General features: G+C 73.1%; 17 protein-coding genes. 11 read left to right on the top strand and 6 right to left on the bottom strand.

What is annotated here, in order from left to right:
• Positions 1-51: 51 nt before the first annotated feature.
• The 6 genes from lanKC to ACWCPM_RS31500 all read left to right on the top strand — a co-directional run bounded on the left by lanKC (position 52) and on the right by ACWCPM_RS31500 (position 7,700).
• Positions 52-2,679, top strand: coding sequence for a class III lanthionine synthetase LanKC (gene lanKC / locus ACWCPM_RS31525; protein ID WP_450979675.1), 2,628 nt, complete (start codon positions 52-54; stop codon positions 2,677-2,679).
• Positions 2,679-3,392, top strand: a complete 714-nt coding sequence (locus ACWCPM_RS31520) for a GAP family protein (protein WP_450979674.1) — start codon at positions 2,679-2,681, stop codon at positions 3,390-3,392. Before lanKC ends, ACWCPM_RS31520 begins: the two co-directional genes overlap by 1 nt.
• A gap of 353 nt (positions 3,393-3,745) precedes the next feature.
• The gene (gene rsgA, locus ACWCPM_RS31515; protein ID WP_450979673.1) at positions 3,746-4,912 is read left to right on the top strand and encodes a ribosome small subunit-dependent GTPase A; all 1,167 of its coding nucleotides are present in this window, start codon (positions 3,746-3,748) and stop codon (positions 4,910-4,912) included.
• Positions 4,913-5,071: 159 nt separating this feature from the next.
• Positions 5,072-6,469, top strand: a complete 1,398-nt coding sequence (locus ACWCPM_RS31510) for a DNA-3-methyladenine glycosylase 2 family protein (RefSeq protein WP_450979672.1) — start codon at positions 5,072-5,074, stop codon at positions 6,467-6,469.
• 47 nt (positions 6,470-6,516) lie between these two features.
• Positions 6,517-7,020: a methylated-DNA--[protein]-cysteine S-methyltransferase gene (locus ACWCPM_RS31505; RefSeq protein ID WP_450979695.1), complete on the top strand. Its 504-nt coding sequence runs from the start codon at positions 6,517-6,519 to the stop codon at positions 7,018-7,020.
• A 41-nt stretch (positions 7,021-7,061) separates the two neighbouring features.
• On the top strand, positions 7,062-7,700 hold the full coding sequence (locus ACWCPM_RS31500) for a LysE family translocator (RefSeq protein WP_450979671.1): 639 nt from the start codon (positions 7,062-7,064) through the stop codon (positions 7,698-7,700).
• Positions 7,701-7,707: 7 nt separating this feature from the next.
• On the opposite strand, the gene ACWCPM_RS31495 is transcribed toward ACWCPM_RS31500, so the two are convergent.
• Positions 7,708-8,190: a DUF456 domain-containing protein gene (locus tag ACWCPM_RS31495; protein WP_450979670.1), complete on the bottom strand. Its 483-nt coding sequence runs from the start codon at positions 8,188-8,190 to the stop codon at positions 7,708-7,710.
• Positions 8,191-8,614: 424 nt separating this feature from the next.
• Between ACWCPM_RS31495 and ACWCPM_RS31490 the strand changes: the two genes are divergently transcribed.
• A complete protein-coding gene (locus ACWCPM_RS31490; RefSeq protein ID WP_450979669.1) occupies positions 8,615-9,994 on the top strand; it encodes a protein phosphatase 2C domain-containing protein in 1,380 nt (459 codons plus the stop codon).
• 103 nt (positions 9,995-10,097) lie between these two features.
• Here ACWCPM_RS31490 and ACWCPM_RS31485 read toward each other — a convergent pair whose 3' ends face one another.
• Both ACWCPM_RS31485 and ACWCPM_RS31480 read right to left on the bottom strand, forming a co-directional pair.
• Entirely contained in the window at positions 10,098-10,286 is a 189-nt protein-coding gene (locus ACWCPM_RS31485; RefSeq protein WP_450979668.1) for a hypothetical protein, read from the bottom strand.
• Between the two features lie 189 nt (positions 10,287-10,475).
• Positions 10,476-10,889, bottom strand: coding sequence for an SH3 domain-containing protein (locus ACWCPM_RS31480; RefSeq protein ID WP_450979667.1), 414 nt, complete (start codon positions 10,887-10,889; stop codon positions 10,476-10,478).
• A 237-nt stretch (positions 10,890-11,126) separates the two neighbouring features.
• Between ACWCPM_RS31480 and ACWCPM_RS31475 the strand changes: the two genes are divergently transcribed.
• Positions 11,127-11,528, top strand: a complete 402-nt coding sequence (locus tag ACWCPM_RS31475) for an SH3 domain-containing protein (RefSeq protein WP_450979666.1) — start codon at positions 11,127-11,129, stop codon at positions 11,526-11,528.
• Positions 11,529-11,591: 63 nt separating this feature from the next.
• Here the strand turns inward: ACWCPM_RS31475 and ACWCPM_RS31470 are convergent, their stop codons facing one another.
• Positions 11,592-12,731 carry a helix-turn-helix domain-containing protein gene (locus tag ACWCPM_RS31470; protein WP_450979665.1) on the bottom strand — a complete coding sequence of 380 codons (1,140 nt, stop codon included), beginning with the start codon at positions 12,729-12,731 and terminating at the stop codon, positions 11,592-11,594.
• Between the two features lie 238 nt (positions 12,732-12,969).
• On the opposite strand from ACWCPM_RS31470, the gene ACWCPM_RS31465 reads away from it, so the two are divergent.
• Positions 12,970-13,584, top strand: coding sequence for a hypothetical protein (locus tag ACWCPM_RS31465; protein WP_450979664.1), 615 nt, complete (start codon positions 12,970-12,972; stop codon positions 13,582-13,584).
• Between the two features lie 393 nt (positions 13,585-13,977).
• A complete protein-coding gene (locus ACWCPM_RS31460) occupies positions 13,978-14,466 on the top strand; it encodes an ATP-binding protein (protein WP_450979663.1) in 489 nt (162 codons plus the stop codon).
• 55 nt (positions 14,467-14,521) lie between these two features.
• Here ACWCPM_RS31460 and ACWCPM_RS31455 read toward each other — a convergent pair whose 3' ends face one another.
• Positions 14,522-15,568 carry a DUF2637 domain-containing protein gene (locus ACWCPM_RS31455; protein WP_450979662.1) on the bottom strand — a complete coding sequence of 349 codons (1,047 nt, stop codon included), beginning with the start codon at positions 15,566-15,568 and terminating at the stop codon, positions 14,522-14,524.
• A gap of 267 nt (positions 15,569-15,835) precedes the next feature.
• Positions 15,836-16,684 (bottom strand): (2Fe-2S)-binding protein, encoded by an 849-nt coding sequence (locus ACWCPM_RS31450; protein ID WP_450979661.1) that lies wholly within the window; start codon positions 16,682-16,684, stop codon positions 15,836-15,838.
• Positions 16,685-16,851: 167 nt separating this feature from the next.
• Between ACWCPM_RS31450 and ACWCPM_RS31445 the strand changes: the two genes are divergently transcribed.
• Positions 16,852-17,655, top strand: coding sequence for a GntR family transcriptional regulator (locus tag ACWCPM_RS31445; protein WP_450979660.1), 804 nt, complete (start codon positions 16,852-16,854; stop codon positions 17,653-17,655).
• Positions 17,656-17,828 lie beyond the last annotated feature (173 nt).

Raw genomic sequence — 17,828 nt, 5'->3', positions numbered from 1 at the left:
CATCGGTGCGCGGGCCGTTCCGACAGCGACGCTCAACAAGAGGCCGAGCACATGGACTACTTCTATTACACGTTCGCCGACCCCGACGCGTACGACGACATCGGCCGCTGGAAGGCCGACCCGCGGGACCCAAGATTTGACCGGATCCGCAGCGGCCTGACCGCCGTCCGCCACGCCGAAGGATGGCACTACGCCCAGTACGGGATCTGGACGGTCTGCCGCCCCGGCCCCGAGCCGGTGCGCGGCCAGGGCTGGAAGATCCATGTCGCGGTGACGCCCGAGACCTTCGCCCCGCTCGTCGACGTCGTCTCCGCCTTCTGTTACGAGCGCGGTGTCCCCTTCAAGTTCCTCGCGCGCCACGAGTACGCCTGGCTGATCAACGCCAAGTACGCGCCGCGCCCGGTCAGCGGAAAAGGCGTCGTCCTCTACCCGGCCGACGAGCAGCAATCCATCACCCTGGCCACCGAGCTGACGGCCCTCCTGGAGTCCTGGCAGGGCCCGCGGGTCCTGTCCGACCTGCGCCTCGACGAGGGCGTCGTCCATGTCCGGTACGGGGCCTACACCCGCCGGTACTGCCGCGACGCCGAAGGCAAGGTCACCTTCGCGCTCGCGGACCCGGAAGGCCGTCTCGTCCCGGACCGCAGGGCCGTGCCCTTCCGCGCCCCGTCGTTCGTGAGCGTGCCCGAAGCCTTCACCGCCCCGGCGCTCGTGCCGGACGGCCCCGTGCCGCCGTACCGGATCGACAAGACGCTGCACTTCTCCAACAGCGGTGGCGTGTACCTCGCGACGCACAAGGAGACCGGCGCCCAGGTCGTCCTCAAAGAAGCGCGTCCGATGGCGGGCTACGACCTGATCGGCGGCGATGCCGTCGAGCGGGCCCGGCAGGAGTACGCGGCCCTGCGCAGGTTCGCCGACCTGCGGGCTGTACCCGCCGCCCACGAGCAGTTCACCCGGCAGGGACATCTGTTCACGGTGATGGAGTACGTTCGGGGCACCACGCTCCTGGAGTGGTGCGCCGCCAAGCAGCCCTACCTGCTGCGTCCCGACCCGATGACGCCGCCCACCGCGGAGGACATCCGGGAGTACCGCGAGCAGCTCGACACCATCCTCCCCCAGGTCCGCGCCTTCCTGTCGGCGCTGTGGGAGCGGGGCCACGTCTTCGGGGACGTGCATCCGGGCAACGTCATCGTGACCCCGGACCTGGAGGTCAGGTTCATCGACCTGGAGGCGTGCATGGAGGAGGATGCCCCACGTTCCTTCCCCGGCGCCCCCGGGTTCAACGACTACACCCGCACCGGCCGGGCGGCGGACGAGTACGCCCTCGGCATGCTGGAGCTGTCCTGCTACCTGCCGCTCACCCATCTCGTACGGATGGACGCGGCGAAGCTCCCCGTCCTGGTCGCCACCAGCGCGGAGCGTTACGGGCTGCAGGCGGAGTGGGCCGAGCGGGTCCTGCGCCTCTGCGCCCCCGTCGAGACCCCGGCGGCCACCGGGACACCGGCACCTGTCGAAGCCGGGACCGTCGCACGTACGGCGTCCAGCCATCTCGACGACGCCCTCGGCTTCGAGGAGTGGGCCGCGCAGATCGTCGCCGGCCTCGCGGACACCATGACCCCGGACCGCACGGACCGGCTCTTCCGCAACGACTTCTCAGGCTTCACCCTGTCCCCGGTCTGCCTCGCCACGGGCGCCTCCGGCGTGCTGTGGTCACTCCTCGGGACGCGCGGCGTCGACGCCCCGGAGCTGGTGGAGCGGATCGTCGACTGGATCGCTGTCCGCGGCCGGGAATCGTCCGCCGTCCGGCTCGAATCCGGCCTGTACGACAGCGAACTGGGCGCCGGATACGCCCTCTGGCGGCACGGCCGCCCCGAGCACGCCCGGGGCCTCGTCGACGCTGCCCTGGCGAAGGACGGCCACGGCGCCGGACTCAGCCTGTTCAGCGGCCTCGGAGGCGTCTTCCTGGCCACCGCCGAGATGGCGGCCGCGACCGATCCGTTCGTCACGACGGCCACGGCGGAGAAGCTTGGCGGGGAGCTCACCGACCGTGCCCGGCGCTTCCTGGCCCGGCTCAGGGCAAGCGAGACGCCCGACGTCGCCCACTTCGGGGTCCTGCACGGCGTCGCGGGCATCGGTCTCGCCGTCCACCGCTACGGCCTGCTCGTGGACGACGCCGAGGCGGTGGACCTGGCACGCGAGCTGCTGGAGTTCGAGCTGACCGGCTACGTGCGCTGTGCGGACGGCTCGCTCCAGTTCAACGAGGCCGAACGCCGAAGCCTCGGCTACGTCGAGGTCGGCTCGCTCGGCACAGCGCTCGTCCTCTCCGAGTTCGCCCGGCACGAGGGCTGGGCCCCCTCCGAGGCGGGCATCCCCGACCTGGTGCGGGCCAACGGCCCCGAGCTGATGGTCCAGAGCGGGCTCTTCCGAGGCCGGTCCGGTTTCATCGCGGGCCTGACCTCCCTCGCCCGCGACGGACACGAGCAACCTGCCCGGTCGTTCGTCGAACGCCACATGAACCAGCTGGGCCTGCACGAGATCCGCCCTGCGGAAGGCCGGCTGCACTACCCCGGCACGCGCAACTACAAGCTCTCCTCCGATCTGCGGACCGGCAGCGCCGGAGTGCTCACGAGCATCGCCTTCGCGGAGGGGCGCCGCGACGCGTGGCTCCCCGGAGTCAGGTAGTGGGCGACGTTCTGGGCCAAGTCCTGCCCCTGGCTCTGCTCGACACCCTCGGCGTGTCCACGATCGCCATCCCCGTCTGGTTCCTGCTCATGCCGTCGGGGCTGCGGATCGGCCGCGTCTTCGGCTACCTCGCCCTCGTCTCACTGGGCTACCTCGTGCTTGGCCTGGTGCTCCTGAGCACCCTTGCGGCGGTGCGCGAGGACCTGAAGAGCGCGCTGGCATCGCAGGCCGGCGACACGGCGATGGGGGCGGCCGGCGGCGCCCTGCTCCTCCTCGCCGTCTGGTACGGCCTGCTGCGGCGGGAGAGGCCAGGCTCCGGCCGGCTCGTCCGCTGGCGGGATCAGGCGGTGGGCCGGTCGTCGACAGCGAAGAGCCTGATCACAGTCTCCACCCTGGCCGTCGCCCTCGAAGCCGCCACGATGTTCCCCTACTTGGCGGCCATCGGCACCCTGAGCGACTCGCATCTGCCCTGGCTGTCACAGGCGGCCGTCCTGGCGGTCTACTGCCTGGTGATGGTCGCCCCGGCCGTGCTCGTAACCCTGGCCCGGCTGGTCTCGAAGAGCGCGGTCCACCGGCCGCTGCGCAGGATCGACATCTGGCTGAGGGACAACGCCCGGGAGAATACGGCCTGGCTCATCGCCCTCGCGGGCTTCATCCTGCTGTCGAACAGCACGGCCTACGAACGGATCATCGCTCTGCTCTCCTACGACTGACGGAGGGACAGGGCCCTGACAAGCAGTGAAGAGAGATTCCTCCGATCCGGTTCCACGGATCGGAGGGGTTCTCCTGGCCGTCAGGTGGGGCCCCGAATTTAATGGGTGGTGTCCTGCCCTGGTGTGGGGCTATGGTTCTGCTCGTTCCGAGGTGCGGCTGTGTGTCGTTGCCGGGGGCGCGGTGTTGGTTCGTTGAGAAGAAGCAGGAGGTGAGGACGTTGATGACTGTCATGGTGACGGGCGCTGCCCGCATTCAGGAGTTCATCGTTTCCACCCCTGTGGTCTCCGGCTGACACCCACTCGACTTCCGCGCGCTGAGCGCGCCGCCGGGGCCACCCTTCGAAGGGTTCCCCTTGTTCAACGCTTCGCTCAACACGTCTTCCACTTCTGATGCTCAGCACGTCCTCGCCGTCTACGGCTGGGACGGGGGCTGGGAAGCGGAGTTCGCTCCGTATGCCGCGCAGGGTCTGGTCCCCGGGCGGGTCGTTCGGGTCGACCGCGGTCAGTGTGACGTCGCCACCCCCGCCGGTGTCATCCGGGCCGATACCGAGTTCGTCGTTCCCCGTGACCCGATGAAGGTCGTGTGCACGGGGGACTGGGTCGCCGTCGATCCCGAGGGTGGTGATCCGCGGTACGCACGCACGATCCTGCCTCGGCGGACCGCCTTCGTGCGGTCGACGTCCTCCAAGCGTTCCGAAGGCCAGGTGCTGGCCACTAACATCGATCACGTCGTCATCTGTGTGTCGCTCGCGGTCGAACTCGACCTCGGGCGGATCGAGCGGTTCCTCGCACTCGCGATGTCCAGCTCGAGCGGCGATGCGCCGCTGCATAAGTCGGCGCTCTCCTGGGAGTCCGGCGCGCAGCCCGTGGTCGTCCTGACCAAGGCCGACCTGGTCCCGGACGCGGTGACGCTGTCCTACCTCGTGCAGGACGTGGAGACCGCTGCGCCGGGCGTGCCCGTGCTGGCGGTCAGCGCCGTCGGCACGGACGGACTGGACGTGCTGGCCGCCGTCGTCGCCGGGGGGACGTCCGTGCTGCTCGGACAGTCCGGCGCGGGCAAGTCGACGCTCGCCAACGCGCTCCTCGGCCAGGACGTCATGGAGGTGCAGGCCGCCCGGGACGTCGACGGCAAGGGGCGGCACACGACCACCACGCGCAACCTGCTGCCGCTGCCCGGCGGCGGTGTCCTGATCGACACGCCGGGGCTGCGCGGGGTCGGGCTCTGGGACGCCGGCATCGGGGTCCGGCAGGTGTTCGCCGAGATCGAGGAGCTGGCGGCCGACTGCCGGTTCCACGACTGCGCCCACGAGTCCGAGCCGGGCTGCGCGGTGCTGGCCGGGATCGACTCGGGTGAGCTGCCGGTACGGCGGCTGGAGAGCTATCGCAAGCTGCTCCGGGAGAACCAGTGGATCGTGGCCAAGACGGACGCCCGCCTGCGGGCGGAGATCCGTAAGGACTGGAAGCGCAAGGGCGCCGAGGGGCGGGCCGCGATGGAGGCCAAGCGGGGCCGTCAGCGTTAGGACGTGCCCCGGGCCAGGCACGGAAGGGGGCACGGGCGGTGCGTCACGTCACCGCCGCACCCACCCGTGCCCGTCCCCGGGGTACTCCGACGCACGTCACACAGCAGCGTGTCCGAATTCCGCCAGTCGCAGCCCTCGCCAGGGCGCAGACTGGACAGCGTGACGGACGAGGACACCAGGTACGCGGCGGTGCGCAGCAGGGACGCCCGGTTCGACGGCGAGTTCTTCTTCGCGGTCGAGACCACGGGCATCTACTGCCGGCCCAGCTGCCCCGCCGTCACCCCCAAGCGGCCCCACGTGCGGTTCTTCCCGACGGCCGCCGCCGCGCAGGGAGCGGGCTTCCGCGCCTGCCGGCGGTGCCGCCCCGACGCCGTGCCGGGGTCGGCCGAGTGGAACGTCCGGGCCGATGTCGTCGGCCGGGCCGTGCGGCTGATCGGTGACGGCGTCGTGGACCGCGAGGGGGTCGCTGGGCTCGCCGCGCGGCTCGGCTACAGCGCCCGGCAGGTGCAGCGGCAGCTGACCACCGAGTTGGGCGCCGGGCCGGTGGCCCTGGCCCGGGCCCAGCGCGCGCACGCCGCGCGGGTGCTGATCCAGACCACCGGCCTGCCCCTCACTCAGATCGCGTTCGCGGCCGGGTTCGCGAGCGTGCGGCAGTTCAACGACACCATGCGCGCGGTGTACGCCTCGACCCCGAGCGAACTGCGGGCCGCCGCGCCCAGGGGACGCACCGCTCGCCGGGCGGACACCCCGGGCGCCGGCATCCCGCTGCGGCTCGCCCACCGGGGGCCCTACCACGCGGGTGCCGTGTTCGACCTGCTCGCCCGCGAGGCCGTACCCGGCGTGGAGGAGGTGAGCGGGGCGCCCGGCCGGCGCGTCTACCGGCGTACGCTCCGGCTGCCCTACGGCACCGGCATCGCCGCGGTCGACGAGCGCACCGGGAGCTCCGGCTCGGCCACCCACCCGGGCGGCTGGCTGGACGCCCGGATGCACCTCACCGACCAGCGCGACCTCACCACCGCCGTGCAGCGGCTACGGCGGCTGCTGGACCTCGACGCCGATCCCTACGGCGTCGACGGGCGCCTCGGCGCCGATCCGCGGCTCGCACCCCTGGTCGCCGCGCGGCCCGGGCTGCGGTCGCCCGGCGCCGCCGACCCGGAGGAACTGGCGGTCCGGGCCCTGGTGGGGCGGGCGGCGGCCGAGGGGCTGGTCCGGCGGTACGGCAAGGCGCTCGACGCGCCCTGCGGCACCCTCACCCACCTCTTCCCCGAACCGGCCGTCCTCGCCGACGCCGAACCCGAGGGCACCCTGGGCGCCCTCGCCAGGGCCCTCGCCGACGGCGCGGTACGCCTCGATCCGGGCGCCGATCGGGACGACGCGCGGGCCGCCCTGCGCGCCGTACCCGGCCTGGACGCCGCCACCGTCGCCGTCATCCGCACCCGCGCCCTCGGCGACCCCGACGTCGCCCCACCTGGCGCGGACCTTCCCGACAGCTGGCGCCCCTGGCGCTCGTACGCCGTACAACACCTGCGCACAGCAGGGGAGCTGGAGTTCCCGTGAGCACCACCGCCCGTACCCCCGCGACCACCCCCGCGGCCGTTCCCTCCGTGGAGACCCACTGGGCCACCGTCGGCAGCCCTCTAGGCGAGCTGCTGCTCACCGCCGACCCGGACGGCACCCTCACCTCCCTGTCCGTCCCCGGACAGAAGGGCGGACGGACGGTCGAGGAGGGATGGCGGCACGATCCCGCCCTCTTCGGCGAGGCGCGGGAGCAGCTCGCCGCGTACTTCGCCGGGGAGCTGAAGGAGTTCCGGCTGCCACGGCGCACCGAGGGGACGCCGTTCCGGCGGCGGGTGTGGGACGCGATCGACTCGCTGCCCTACGGCGCCACCACCACGTACGGCGAGATCGCCGCGCGGATCGGCGCCCCGCGCGCGGCCGTGCGGGCCGTCGGCGGCGCGATCGGCGCCAACCCGCTCCTCGTCGTGCGCCCCTGCCACCGGATCATCGGTGCCGACGGCTCGCTGACCGGCTACGCGGGCGGCCTGGAGCGCAAGGTGCGGCTGCTGACGCTGGAGGGCGCGCTGCCGCCCGCGGGCGCCGCCGGATAACCGATTGAACCGCGCGCGGCCCCCGTGGTTCCGTGGGCGGCATGGTGTCGACCGACCGACTCGCGGCCTTCGCCGCCATGTCGTTCCTGCTGATCATGGTCCCCGGGCCGAGTGTGCTCTTCGTGATCGGGCGTGCCCTGGCGCAGGGGCGCAGGGCCGCCCTGACCACGGTGGTGGGCAACACGCTGGGGGCGTACGCCGCCGTGGTCGCCGTGGCGTTCGGTGTGGGGGCGGTGGTGGAGCGGTCGGCCGTCGTCTTCATGGCGCTGAAGCTGGCCGGCGCCGCCTATCTGATCCACCTGGGCGTCCGGGCGATACGGCAACGGCACGCGCTGCGGGCGGCGTTCGGCCGGGCGGAAGCCGGCCCCGGAGGACTGCGCACACTGTGGGAGGGGTTCGCGGTCGGGGTGACGAACCCGAAGACGATCGTGTTCTTCGCCGCCGTGCTGCCCCAGTTCGTGGACCGCGCGCAGGGGCACGTCATCGCGCAGATGCTGCTGCTCGGCCTGGTCTTCAACCTCATCGCCGTCGCCTGTGACAGCGTCTGGGGGCTGGCCGCGGCAGGCGCGCGCGACTGGTTCGCCCGGTCCCCGGGCCGGCTCGCGGCCGTCGGTGGCGCCGGCGGTCTGACCATGATCGGCCTCGGGGTGACGGTCGCGGTGACCGGCCGCAAGGACTGAGGGGCGGTCAGCCCCGGATCACGACGATGAGCCAGGCGGCCATGATCAGCTGGCAGGTGAACAGCTCCGCGAGCACGCTGGAGCCGCCCGAGCGCATCGCCGTGCGCACGGCGGCCCAGGCCCCTGCGTGGCGGCCGAGCCGAAGACGTTCGCAGAGGTAGATGCCGGCCATGAAGCCGGGGATCGCGCCGACGACCGGAACGAGGACGAAACCGGCGAGCGAGCCGAGCCCGGCGTACACGGCCATCTGCGGGGTGGCGCCGCTCTCGCGGAGCCTGCGCGGCGGCAGGGCCCAGCGCACCACCTGCGCCAGGAACAGCGCGACGGTGGCCCCGACCAGCACGAACCAGGCGGCCGGCCCCGGGTCCTGAAGCGCCCACCACATGACCGCCGCCCACACCAGCCACGACCCCGGAACACCGGGCACCAGCACTCCGCACAGACCGGCCAGCATCAGCAGTCCGGCCAGCAGGAGCTGCCACACTCCCATCTGCCCAGCCTGCGGGAACCCGCGGAACCTCGCAGGTCGCAGGTCGCAGGTCGCAGGTCGCAGGTCGCAGGTCGCAGGTCGCCGGGTGCGGGAGGGCGCCGGGTCGGCCGGCCGTGGCGCAAACAGGCCACGTCGCATTTGCGCCACGACACCTCGTCGCCGTACCGCGCGTAACCCTGCCATGGTGAGCCCACCGGCGCCGACGGGCACCGGGTGTATCGCGTCGCCGGGCGGCTCTCCCGTGGGGGGTGGAGTCGCCCGGTGGCCACTGCCCCGCACCCGTGCACGGCCCCCGCGCCCACGCCGTCCTTCTCGGTCACCTGTACGGCAGGTCGCCCCGACGTGTCGTGCGCCCGCGGTGAGCCGCGGGCCAATTTCCGAACGCCCCGTTTTCATCCGGCCCGTACGGTGGACAATCGAGGGCATGAACCAGCAGGGGGGAAGGCCCGCCGGTCAATCCGACGACTGGTGGGGGCAGCTGTACGACGGCACCACCGAGGACACGGGCCCCGCGCGCACACCCGAGTCGCTCGACGACCGTTTCGCCTCGGCGGCGGACGCGGTGACGGGACCGCCGGGCGATCCCGGCGGCTCACCGCCCCCACGCCCCGGCGACGCACCACCGCCATGGGACGGCGCCGGCCGCCCGGACGCCCGGCCCGGCGCCGACAGGCCCGCCCCCGGGCCTCGCGACGCCGGGACCGCCCCGTCCGCACCGCTCCCGCCCAAAGGCCCCACCACCTCGGCCACAGGCCGCACCGCCCCCACCTTCGCGGAGCCGCCCCCGCCGTTCCCGCCGCCCCCACCCGCACCGCCCCGTCTGGCCCCCGTCGCCCCCGCCCCGCTGCACCACGTCGGTTCAGGACCGCCCACCTACGAGCCCGAGCCCACCGCTCTCCCGCCCGCCGACCCCGACGACCTCGGCGACGTGGTCGCCGACACCGTCCTGGACGGCGCCCACTACGGCGCCTGCACGCTGCGCGCGGCCTCCGTGCGCGGGGACTCCGCGCGCTACCGGGGCGAGCCGCGCCGCGACGCCCTGTTCACCGCGCGGTTCGGCACCGGAGACACCGCGCTCGTGCTGGTCGCGATGGCCACCGGCGCCCGCGCCACCGCCGGCGCGCACCGCGCCGCCGCCGAGGTGTGCCGGTGGATCGGGCGCGCGGTCGGGAGCAGCCACCCGCGCCTCGCCGAAGACATACGCGCCGGCCGGCGCGGCGACCTCAAGTCCGGACTGCACCGCCTCACCGACCGCAGCCTCGGCAGACTCCGCGCCAGCGCCGCCGAACAGGGCCTGCGGCCCGACGAGTACGCCGCCACCCTGCGCTGCCTGCTCCTGCCCGCCGACCCCGGCTGCCGCACCCGGGTCTTCTTCGGTGTCGGCGCCGGAGGGCTGTTCCGGCTGCGGGACGGCGCCTGGCAGGACATCGAACCGCGGACCGGCGATATCGCAGGCGAGCCCGTCCTCGGCTTCGGCTCACCGTCCGCCGAGACCTCGGCGGGCGACCGGCTCACGATGGACCTCGGCATACCGACCCCGCCGAGCCCCTACGAACCGGCCCCCGAGCCACCCCGCGAACCCTTCCGCTTCCGCGCCTCCGTCGCCCGGCCGGGTGACACGCTCCTGATGTGCACGGGCGGCCTGGCGGAGCCGCTGCGCGGCGAACCGGAGCTGCCCGCGCATCTGCGGCAGCGCTGGGCGGCCCCGGAGCCACCGGGCCTCGCCGCCTTCCTCGCCGACACCCAGGCACGGGTGAAGGGCTACGCCGACGACCGTACGGCGGCCGCCGTGTGGGAGGCGTGAGGGCGAACCCTGTGGATCGATGTATCTCGGTGTGACCGCGCTGTCGCGGCATGCTCGCGCGGGTGCGCCCCGCAGCGCGTGGCTGCGGGGCGCCTGGTGAGGTTCAGTCGACCATCTGCCCGTCGTACATGCCACCCTTGCACGTGTTGTTCGCCCAATTGACCGTTCCGCCGCCCTGCTCGCACTCACCCGGGGTGAGGCTGGCGGCCGAGGCGGTGGTGGCGCCTGTGAGGCCGAGTCCGGCGAGGGCTGCCGCGGCGATGACGGCGGCGAGGAATCGTCGAATGCGCATGTGGTTTCCCTTTCACGGATTGCCTCGGTTGGGGACACTAGCCAGCATGATCTTCACCCATTTGGGTGGCGCGTTGGAGTACTCCATTCGGGTGACGCCGGTGGAGGGTGAGTCACTGACCAGGACGACAGAGCAGCTCGCCGGTGCCCTCAGGGCACCTTCCGCCACAAGGGCCCGCACACCGACGTGTCACGGTCCGTAACACTGCGGGACGCCGGGCAGCCAGTTGTCCGGGTGCGAGATGTAGTAGCTCGCCATCCACCCGTCGAAGCCCCGGGTCCGGTTGTCCACGAAGACCCAGTACGGGTTGCCGCCGACCGTCTCACCGCGCGTCTGGCACAGCACTTCGAGCCGGTCGCCCGGCTGCGCCCTGCCGGCCACCTGAGGGCAGTTGCCGGGTGAGGGGAACTCGGGGCAGCGGTAGCCCGGGGACGGATCCTCGCGGACGTTCACATCCGTCGCCCAGGTGGTGAACACCGGGCTCGCCGGCCGCTGTTCCGCAGCCGCGCCGGCGGGCGCGGCGCCCACCGTCATGGCGAGCGCGCACAGCACCGCCGCCGCGCCGCCCCGTCGGGCGCCCCGCCTCGCTGACTTGCTCGACATGTCGTCCCCTTCCGATCGTTCGGGCACGTGCCCGTCCCGGGCCCGTCGCCGGTCAGGTGCGTCGCCCGCACCACCGGGTGGACGGGCGCGCACGCCGCGCCGTATGAGGACGGGACGAAGGGACATGTGCCGCGGGACGGCCATACGCCGAGGCGCCGGGCTGCGTCCATGAGGCGGCGAGGTACGCCACCGGGTCGCGAACGACGAGCCCGGTTCCGGCCTGACGAGGAGTCCACCATGTTCAAGCGCAGCGCCCGTCTCACCGCCGCCGGCCTCGCGGCCGGTACCGCCCTCACCCTGTTCGGCGGGGCCGGTGCCTCCCAGGCCGCCGCCGGTGCCTCCCAGCAGGCCGCCGGCACCGTCCAGGCCTCCCCGATCCTGCAGCCGAACAGCAACATCAGGACCGGACCCGGTACGTCGTACCGGATCCTCGGCACCAGCGGCCCGGAGGGGGCCACCGGAGTGGTGAAGTGCTACGGGCGCGGTGAGCGCGTGACGGCCGGCGGTTACACCACGGACGTCTGGTACCAGGTCACCGTCCACTTCCCCGGGCACACCTACTACTTCGTGTGGGCCTGGGGCGGCAACGTCAACGTCGGCGCCGACCCCGCGCCCGGTGTCGAGGTCTGCCCCTCCTGACGGTCCGCCGCGATCCCGTCGGCGACCACGGCGCCGGCCGATCCTCGGCCTGTCCGGCAGGGCCTACTCCACGTAGGGCGTCCAGCGGCGCGTCGCGGTGTCGTAGGCGTACCGGGGCAGGTCCGTGAGGGAGGTCGTGCGGAACGGACGGCCGTCGTCGTCGATGCGGAGCGTGCCGGACCGGCCCTGGGAGGACCAGTCCAGTTCCAGGTACCACGCACAGTCGCAGGTCGCGGTGCGGGCGTTCACCAGGAGGACCTCCGGGTCCTCGGCGGAGACGCGGTAGGGCATGCGCACCGCGGGGATCGGGTCGCCCGCGTCGTTGCCGGGCATCGCGCGGGCGAGGGGGCGGTCGGCGTCCAGGTCCACCGCGAAGTGGCGGGGCGTCAGCGCGCCGCCGCAGCCCTGGTCCATGGCGTACGCCGTGCCGGGCACCGGGTCGGCGCGGCCGACGACGCGGACGCGCAGCGCCTCCAGGACCACGGCCGTGGACGTCCTGCCCTGCACGGAGACCCGGATGTTCGTCTCCCGCCCGTGCACGGCGTCCTGGGTGGCCGCCCACTGCCCGGCGTCCTGCGGGGCGGGAGGCGGGGGGACCCGGTCGGGAGATCTGCGGATGACGTAGTCGTGACCGCAGCCGAGCGACCACGCCTGGGAGTCGGCGGTCCAGGCGAGCGGAGCCGTGACGGCCATCGGACGCGGGGACCTCGCGTCCTCCTTGCCGCCGCCACCGTCCGGACGCAGGGCGACGAGGGCGACGAACAGGGCGGAGGCGAGTCCGGCGGCGAGGGCCGGCCGGCGCCCTCGGTACCAGGAGCGCCCGCTCCTTCCGGTGACGGCGGGCACGGACGCAGGCGTCTGCGCGGGCGCCGGCTCCGTGTGGGGCTCCGTCGCACGGGGCTCCGGCGGCGGGGTGCCGTTCGCGGAGGCCTCCTCCTGGCTCCGGCCTCTCCGGCGGGCCGCGGTGGCGAGAAGCCACTGGCGGTGGAGGTCCAGCCGCTCCTCCGGGGAGGCGCCGCACAGCGCGGCGAAGCGTTCGACCGGCGCGAAGTCGAGCGGGACCGCGTCACCGGCGCAGTAGCGGTGCAGTGTCGAGGTGTTCATGCCGAGGCGGCGGGCCAGCGAGCCGTAGCTGCGGTCGGTGCGCGCCTTGAACGCCCGCAGCAGCGCCGCGAACTCCTCCACGTCGTCGTGTGCCGGCACCGTACCCTCCGTCCCGACCCGGGACGGCATCCCAGGCACTCACATATCTGCACGTCAACCGGGCTGGGATGGTTCCACCGTGCCGGATGTCGCGTCGGCTGTTGCGGCCGTCCGCCGGGACCGCCGATGCTCTCGGTGTCGCTCCCCGTTCCGCCGGACCGGCCTCCGGCCCCGGCACCGAGAGCGACGCTTCCACTTCGTACGACTCATCCGACACGACCCGTTCACGGGGGGACCCATGCCCAACCGCATCCGAGCCGGTGCGCTCACCGCACTCGTCGTCGCCGGGCTCACCGCGCTCACGACCCTCGCCGCACCGGCGGGTGCCGCCGCGCCGAAGCCTTCGCCCAAGTTCCTCTCGGCCTCACAGCTGCCGCCGCACCCCTCGTCCTCCTGGACCGCCGGCAAGGTCACCGACGGCGTCCCGCCCGAGCTCGACCTGTGCCTGGCCGACGTCTTCCCGGGCTACGACTCCCGTTACCGGGACTTCCGCACCGACCTGGACACCAGCGCCCGCCAGCTGACCATCGTCACCGGCAGCGTCACCAAGGCCAAGGCCCTGGCGAACCGCATGAACAAGGAGATCCGGAACTGCGCGGACCGCCTCGAGCAGGACCCGGAGATCGGCGCCACACATCGCGACCACGGTGCCCTGCCGGTCGAGGAGGGCGCCCGGGTGCACGCCCTGCACACCTGGACCGCCTGGGGTGCCACGGACATCCGCCTGATGTCGGTGGGCCGCGACGGCCGGACCGTCACCGTCGTGGACTGGGCGCAGATGGGCGACTTCTCCGACGCCCCCGTCCGCGCCTTCAAGCGGACCACCACCACCGCGGTGAACAAGCTGTACTGATCGCGCAGTGCCCTCCGGGAAACGGCGGCGCCCTCTCCCACGGGGGTGGGGAGGGCGCTGCCGTGCCGTACGGATTCGGCCGGTCCGCCCCGCCGCGTCCCGGCTCCGCCACGGCGGACGGCGAGCGGACGCCGAGAACCGGCCGTCCCACGCGCTGCGCGACCAAGGCCGGATCGGCAGCCCCGTGTGGGCAGTTGGGGCGATCAGTTCCGGACCCTCCCGCACCGGACGCGCGGGCGCCCGCCCCGGTGGGGTGGCCGGGGCGGGCGCAGCCGTGGCCGAACACCCGGTCGTTGACGATTCCACATGACTGCCTCGGCGGCCATCGGGCATGGATCCCCGTGAACGTGTTCGGCCAGGAGGGGAACCGACATCGGCACGGGGGCGGGGGAGATGAAGAGGCAGGCACGAGGGGGCGGTCCCACGACGTTCGGGGCCTTCTCGGCGGGGACGGTGGAGGAAGAGGCCGACGGCGCCACGGAGCAGGCACGGGCGCCGCAACTGAGACGCAGACTCGGGCGGGCGGACCTGAGGGCGGTCCCGGAGGCCCGCAGAGAGCTGCGCGACCTGCTACGGCACTGGGGACAGCCCGGCCGGGCGGAGATAGCGGAACTGCTCACCAGCGAACTCGTCACCAACGCGATCGTCCACACCGATCACGAGGCGGTCCTGACGGCCATCGTAGGGTCCCACGGACTACGGGTGGAGGTACGGGACTACGTGGCCCGCAGGCCGCTGCCACGGGTGGCGAGCCCCGACGAGAACACGCACGGCAGGGGGCTGGTGCTGGTGGAGTCCCTCGCGGACGCGTGGGGCGTCCGGCCGCACGAACGGGGCAAGTCGGTGTGGTTCGAGCTGGAGGCGGACGCGGAGGCCGCCTGAACGGCACGGGGTGCGGTCCGCGTCGGACCGCACCCCCGTCCCGTGCTGTCCGGTCCTAGCCGAACTGCCGCTCCAGGTCCTTCAGTTTGCGCTCGAGGGAGTCGAGGCGCGGGAGGGCCATGGTGTCGTCCTCAGCGGTCAGGTCGACCGTGATCGGGTCCGAACCGGTGCGGACGGGCTCCAACGAGGGCCGGGTGCGGACCGGGAGGGGTTCCGCGGTGGATATGGCAGGCTCCGCGGGGACGCGTTCGGCGCTCTGTTCCACGGCGGGCAGTTCGGCCTGCCGTCCGCCGCCCCGGCCGACGAAGCCGCGGCCGTGGCCCCGGCTGATGGCCTTGAGCTGCGCCCGCTCCAGCCGCTCCTGCTCACGCCGCCGCAGCCGCGTCTGCTCCTTCTGCCGCTTGTCCTCGCGCACCTCGTCGACGGCCTCGTCGAGGGTGCGGACGCCCTCCAGCAGCATCAGCGACCACGCCTTGTACGTCTCACGCGGCGCCCGCAGCCAGCGGACTATGCGGATCTGCGGCAGCGGACGCGGAATCAGACCCTGCTCGCGCAGGGCGGCCCGGCGGGTCTGCTTCAGCGCGCGGTCGAAGAGGACCGCCGCCGAGAGGGACATGCCCGCGAAGAAGTGGGGGGCGCCGTCGTGGCCGAGGCCGCGGGGGGCGTGCACCCAGTTGAACCAGGCCGCCGCGCCGGCGAACGTCCACACCAGTATCCGGGAGCCGAGCGCCGCGTCGCCGTGGCTGGCCTCACGCACCGCGAGCACCGAGCAGAACATCGCCGCGCCGTCGAGCCCGAACGGAACCAGATATTCCCAGCCGCCGCTGAGGCCCAGGTTCTGCTGGCCGAAGCCGACGAGGCCCTTGAAGGAGAGCGCCGCGGCGACCGCCGCGCAGCAGAAGAGGAGCACGTAGGCAGCGGTGCCGTATATGGCTTCCTTGCGCCTGCGGCGCTCCTCCATACGCTCCCACGAGTCGTCAGCGCCCGCGTCGTTCCCCGCGGAGCGCTTGCCGCGCTGGAGTACCGCAACCGCCGTCAGCATCCCCGCGAGCAACACGGCGCTCGGTAGCAGCCAGTTCAGCGATATGTCGGTCAGTCTCATCTGGGGTCCCTTGCATTGGGATAGGGCGTAACGCCCGCCATGGTGGCCCAAACCATCCGGCCCTCAGGGGGTTTCGGGGCAAGAGGCCGCCAGAGAAGTGCAAGGGGATGCCCGGGGCGGCGTTCTGCTCGAACTGCCGCGTGAGGGGCGGAGTTGAGTTCGAATAAGACTACCCGTACGAGTGATGCGGGTGGAGCGGTGGTGCGGGTGCGGTCGTGCGGAGCAGTCCCCGATGATCTTACTGGATGTGACGGGGCGTGAGCCGCCTCAACCGGCCGTCGTGGCCAGCAGCTTGGTGACGCGGTCGGCGTCGCAGGTGCGGGGGCAGGTGGCGCAGGTGTCCTCGGGGCGGAGCGTGTAGAACATGCAGCAGCTCACCCGGTCCCGGGTGGGGAGTGCCTCGCCGTTCGGGCCCTTGAGGTCACGGAAGGCGGCCGAACCCGCGTACGGTGTGGTCGCACCGGGCAGCAGCAGCTCCAGTTCGCCGCGTGCGCGGTCCTCCTCGGACAGAAGGTGGGCGACGTACCACAGGCCCTCGACGATCTCGTCGGTCGCCATGCCCCACAGTGCCCGGCCGCGGCGGCGCATCCGGGGGCCGAACGCGGCGAGGACCGGTTCGAGGTGCTCGGCGACGGCCGCGCGCACCTCGGCCCGCAGGGCCTCCTCGTCCGGTACCACCGTGGCACCCGGAAGGGCGGCGGCGGGGTCGTCGGGCAGGCAGGCGAAGCCGTGCGGGCGGACGACGAGGTGGCCCATGGGCAGGCCGGGGGCGTTCCGGTCGTACGAGACATGCGTCACGGGGTAACGGGGGACGCGGCGGCTCAGGAACCACGGGACGGTGATCAGCAGGCAGGCCGGCCACGCGTAGCGGTGCAGGCCGAAACTGGCTATGACGTCGGGGCGGGCCCGCCGGCCGTAGTCGCTGACGACCTGGGCGTCGTCGTGGGCGAGGAACTCGTCGAGGGCGGTGCCGCCTGCGGCGAGGGCGTCGCTGGTGATCCATCCGGGGCCGGTGGGGAACGGCTCCGCGTCGGCCAGCTCCGTGACGGCCATGCTGGGGATGACTTCCATGAGGCGGGCGTACGCGCTTGCTGTGGCCGAGGCGGGCACGGGCATACGGGGACCACCCATTCGCAGAAGTCAGGGGCCGTGTAGAGGTAAGGCTTACCTTACCCGACATCGGGCGGATATGAACCGGGGGCTTCTGCGCCTAAGGTGCTTGACGGACGAGTAACAAGCCGCCGTTAATGACCCGAAGTGCCGACACGTCCGGAGGAGGACCCGTGGAGCGAGGTGCGCAGGGCTTCGCCGAGGGCGGCTTCGCCGATTTCGCCGTGCCCCAGGTGCGGGTGCCTACGTCGTCAGCCGGTGCCGGTGCCGGTGCCGCTGAGGGGCGGGGGCGGGGGGTCGATCAGGGTGCCGGGGCCGTGCGGGGGGAGCACACGCACGGTGAGGCGCCGATCCGTCCCGTGGTGCAGCGGGCCTCCGTGCGGGGGCAGGTCCTGGCCGCGCTGCGGGCCGCGCTGGTGCGCGGGGAGTTGCGGCCGGGGGAGGTGTACTCGGCGCCGGCACTGGGGGAACGGCTCGGGGTGTCGGCGACGCCGGTCCGGGAGGCCATGCAGCAGCTGGCGTCCGAGGGCGCGGTCGAGGTCGTCCTCAACCGGGGCTTTCGGGTGGTCGAGCGGGACGCGCGTGAGCTGGCCGAACTCGCCGAGGTGCGGCGGCTGATCGAGGCGCCGGTGATCCTGCGGCTGGCGGGGGAGGTGCCGTCGGACCGGTGGGCGGAGCTGCGGCCGGCGGCCGAGGCGACCGTGCGCGCGGCGTCCTCCGGGTGCCGGGTGACGTATGCGGAGGCCGACCGGGCCTTTCACCGGGCGCTGCTGGGACTCGCCGGGAACGAGCAACTGGTGCGGATCGCCGATGACGTGCAGCACCGGGCGCAGTGGGCCATGGTGGAGGCCTCCGGGGGGCGTACGGAGCTGGTGGCCGACGCGGCCGAGCATGCCGCCCTGGTCGATGCGCTGGTGCTGCGGGATCTGGACGCCGTGCGGGTGGTCGTGGAGGAGCATTTCGCTCGCTGGTGTTAGGTGTTTCGATGCCTGCGGCGCCTGTCTGTGTCCGGTGGGGGTTGCTGTCGCGCCCAGGGTGCGGCTTGTCGTCGGGGTCGGGCCGGGGGGTGTCCGTCCTCGGAACGGCGCGGAATCGGTCTCTCACCGACTTACCCGGGTTGACGCGCCAACCGCTGCGGGCGGACACCCCC

This window comes from Streptomyces sp. NPDC002309 (assembly GCF_053593375.1).
Note: the sequence above shows the minus strand (reverse complement) of the source record. Positions and strands in the feature narration are given on the sequence as shown.

Coding starts and splice junctions, on each gene's coding strand:
- ACWCPM_RS31475 (WP_450979666.1), top strand. CDS start 11,127: ATGTTCAAGCGCAGCGCCCGTCTCACCGCCGCCGGCCTCGCGGCCGGT.
- ACWCPM_RS31460 (WP_450979663.1), top strand. CDS start 13,978: ATGAAGAGGCAGGCACGAGGGGGCGGTCCCACGACGTTCGGGGCCTTC.
- ACWCPM_RS31490 (WP_450979669.1), top strand. CDS start 8,615: ATGAACCAGCAGGGGGGAAGGCCCGCCGGTCAATCCGACGACTGGTGG.
- ACWCPM_RS31450 (WP_450979661.1), bottom strand. CDS start 16,684: ATGCCCGTGCCCGCCTCGGCCACAGCAAGCGCGTACGCCCGCCTCATG.
- lanKC (WP_450979675.1), top strand. CDS start 52: ATGGACTACTTCTATTACACGTTCGCCGACCCCGACGCGTACGACGAC.
- ACWCPM_RS31495 (WP_450979670.1), bottom strand. CDS start 8,190: ATGGGAGTGTGGCAGCTCCTGCTGGCCGGACTGCTGATGCTGGCCGGT.
- ACWCPM_RS31485 (WP_450979668.1), bottom strand. CDS start 10,286: ATGCGCATTCGACGATTCCTCGCCGCCGTCATCGCCGCGGCAGCCCTC.
- ACWCPM_RS31465 (WP_450979664.1), top strand. CDS start 12,970: ATGCCCAACCGCATCCGAGCCGGTGCGCTCACCGCACTCGTCGTCGCC.
- ACWCPM_RS31455 (WP_450979662.1), bottom strand. CDS start 15,568: ATGAGACTGACCGACATATCGCTGAACTGGCTGCTACCGAGCGCCGTG.
- ACWCPM_RS31480 (WP_450979667.1), bottom strand. CDS start 10,889: ATGTCGAGCAAGTCAGCGAGGCGGGGCGCCCGACGGGGCGGCGCGGCG.
- ACWCPM_RS31500 (WP_450979671.1), top strand. CDS start 7,062: ATGGTGTCGACCGACCGACTCGCGGCCTTCGCCGCCATGTCGTTCCTG.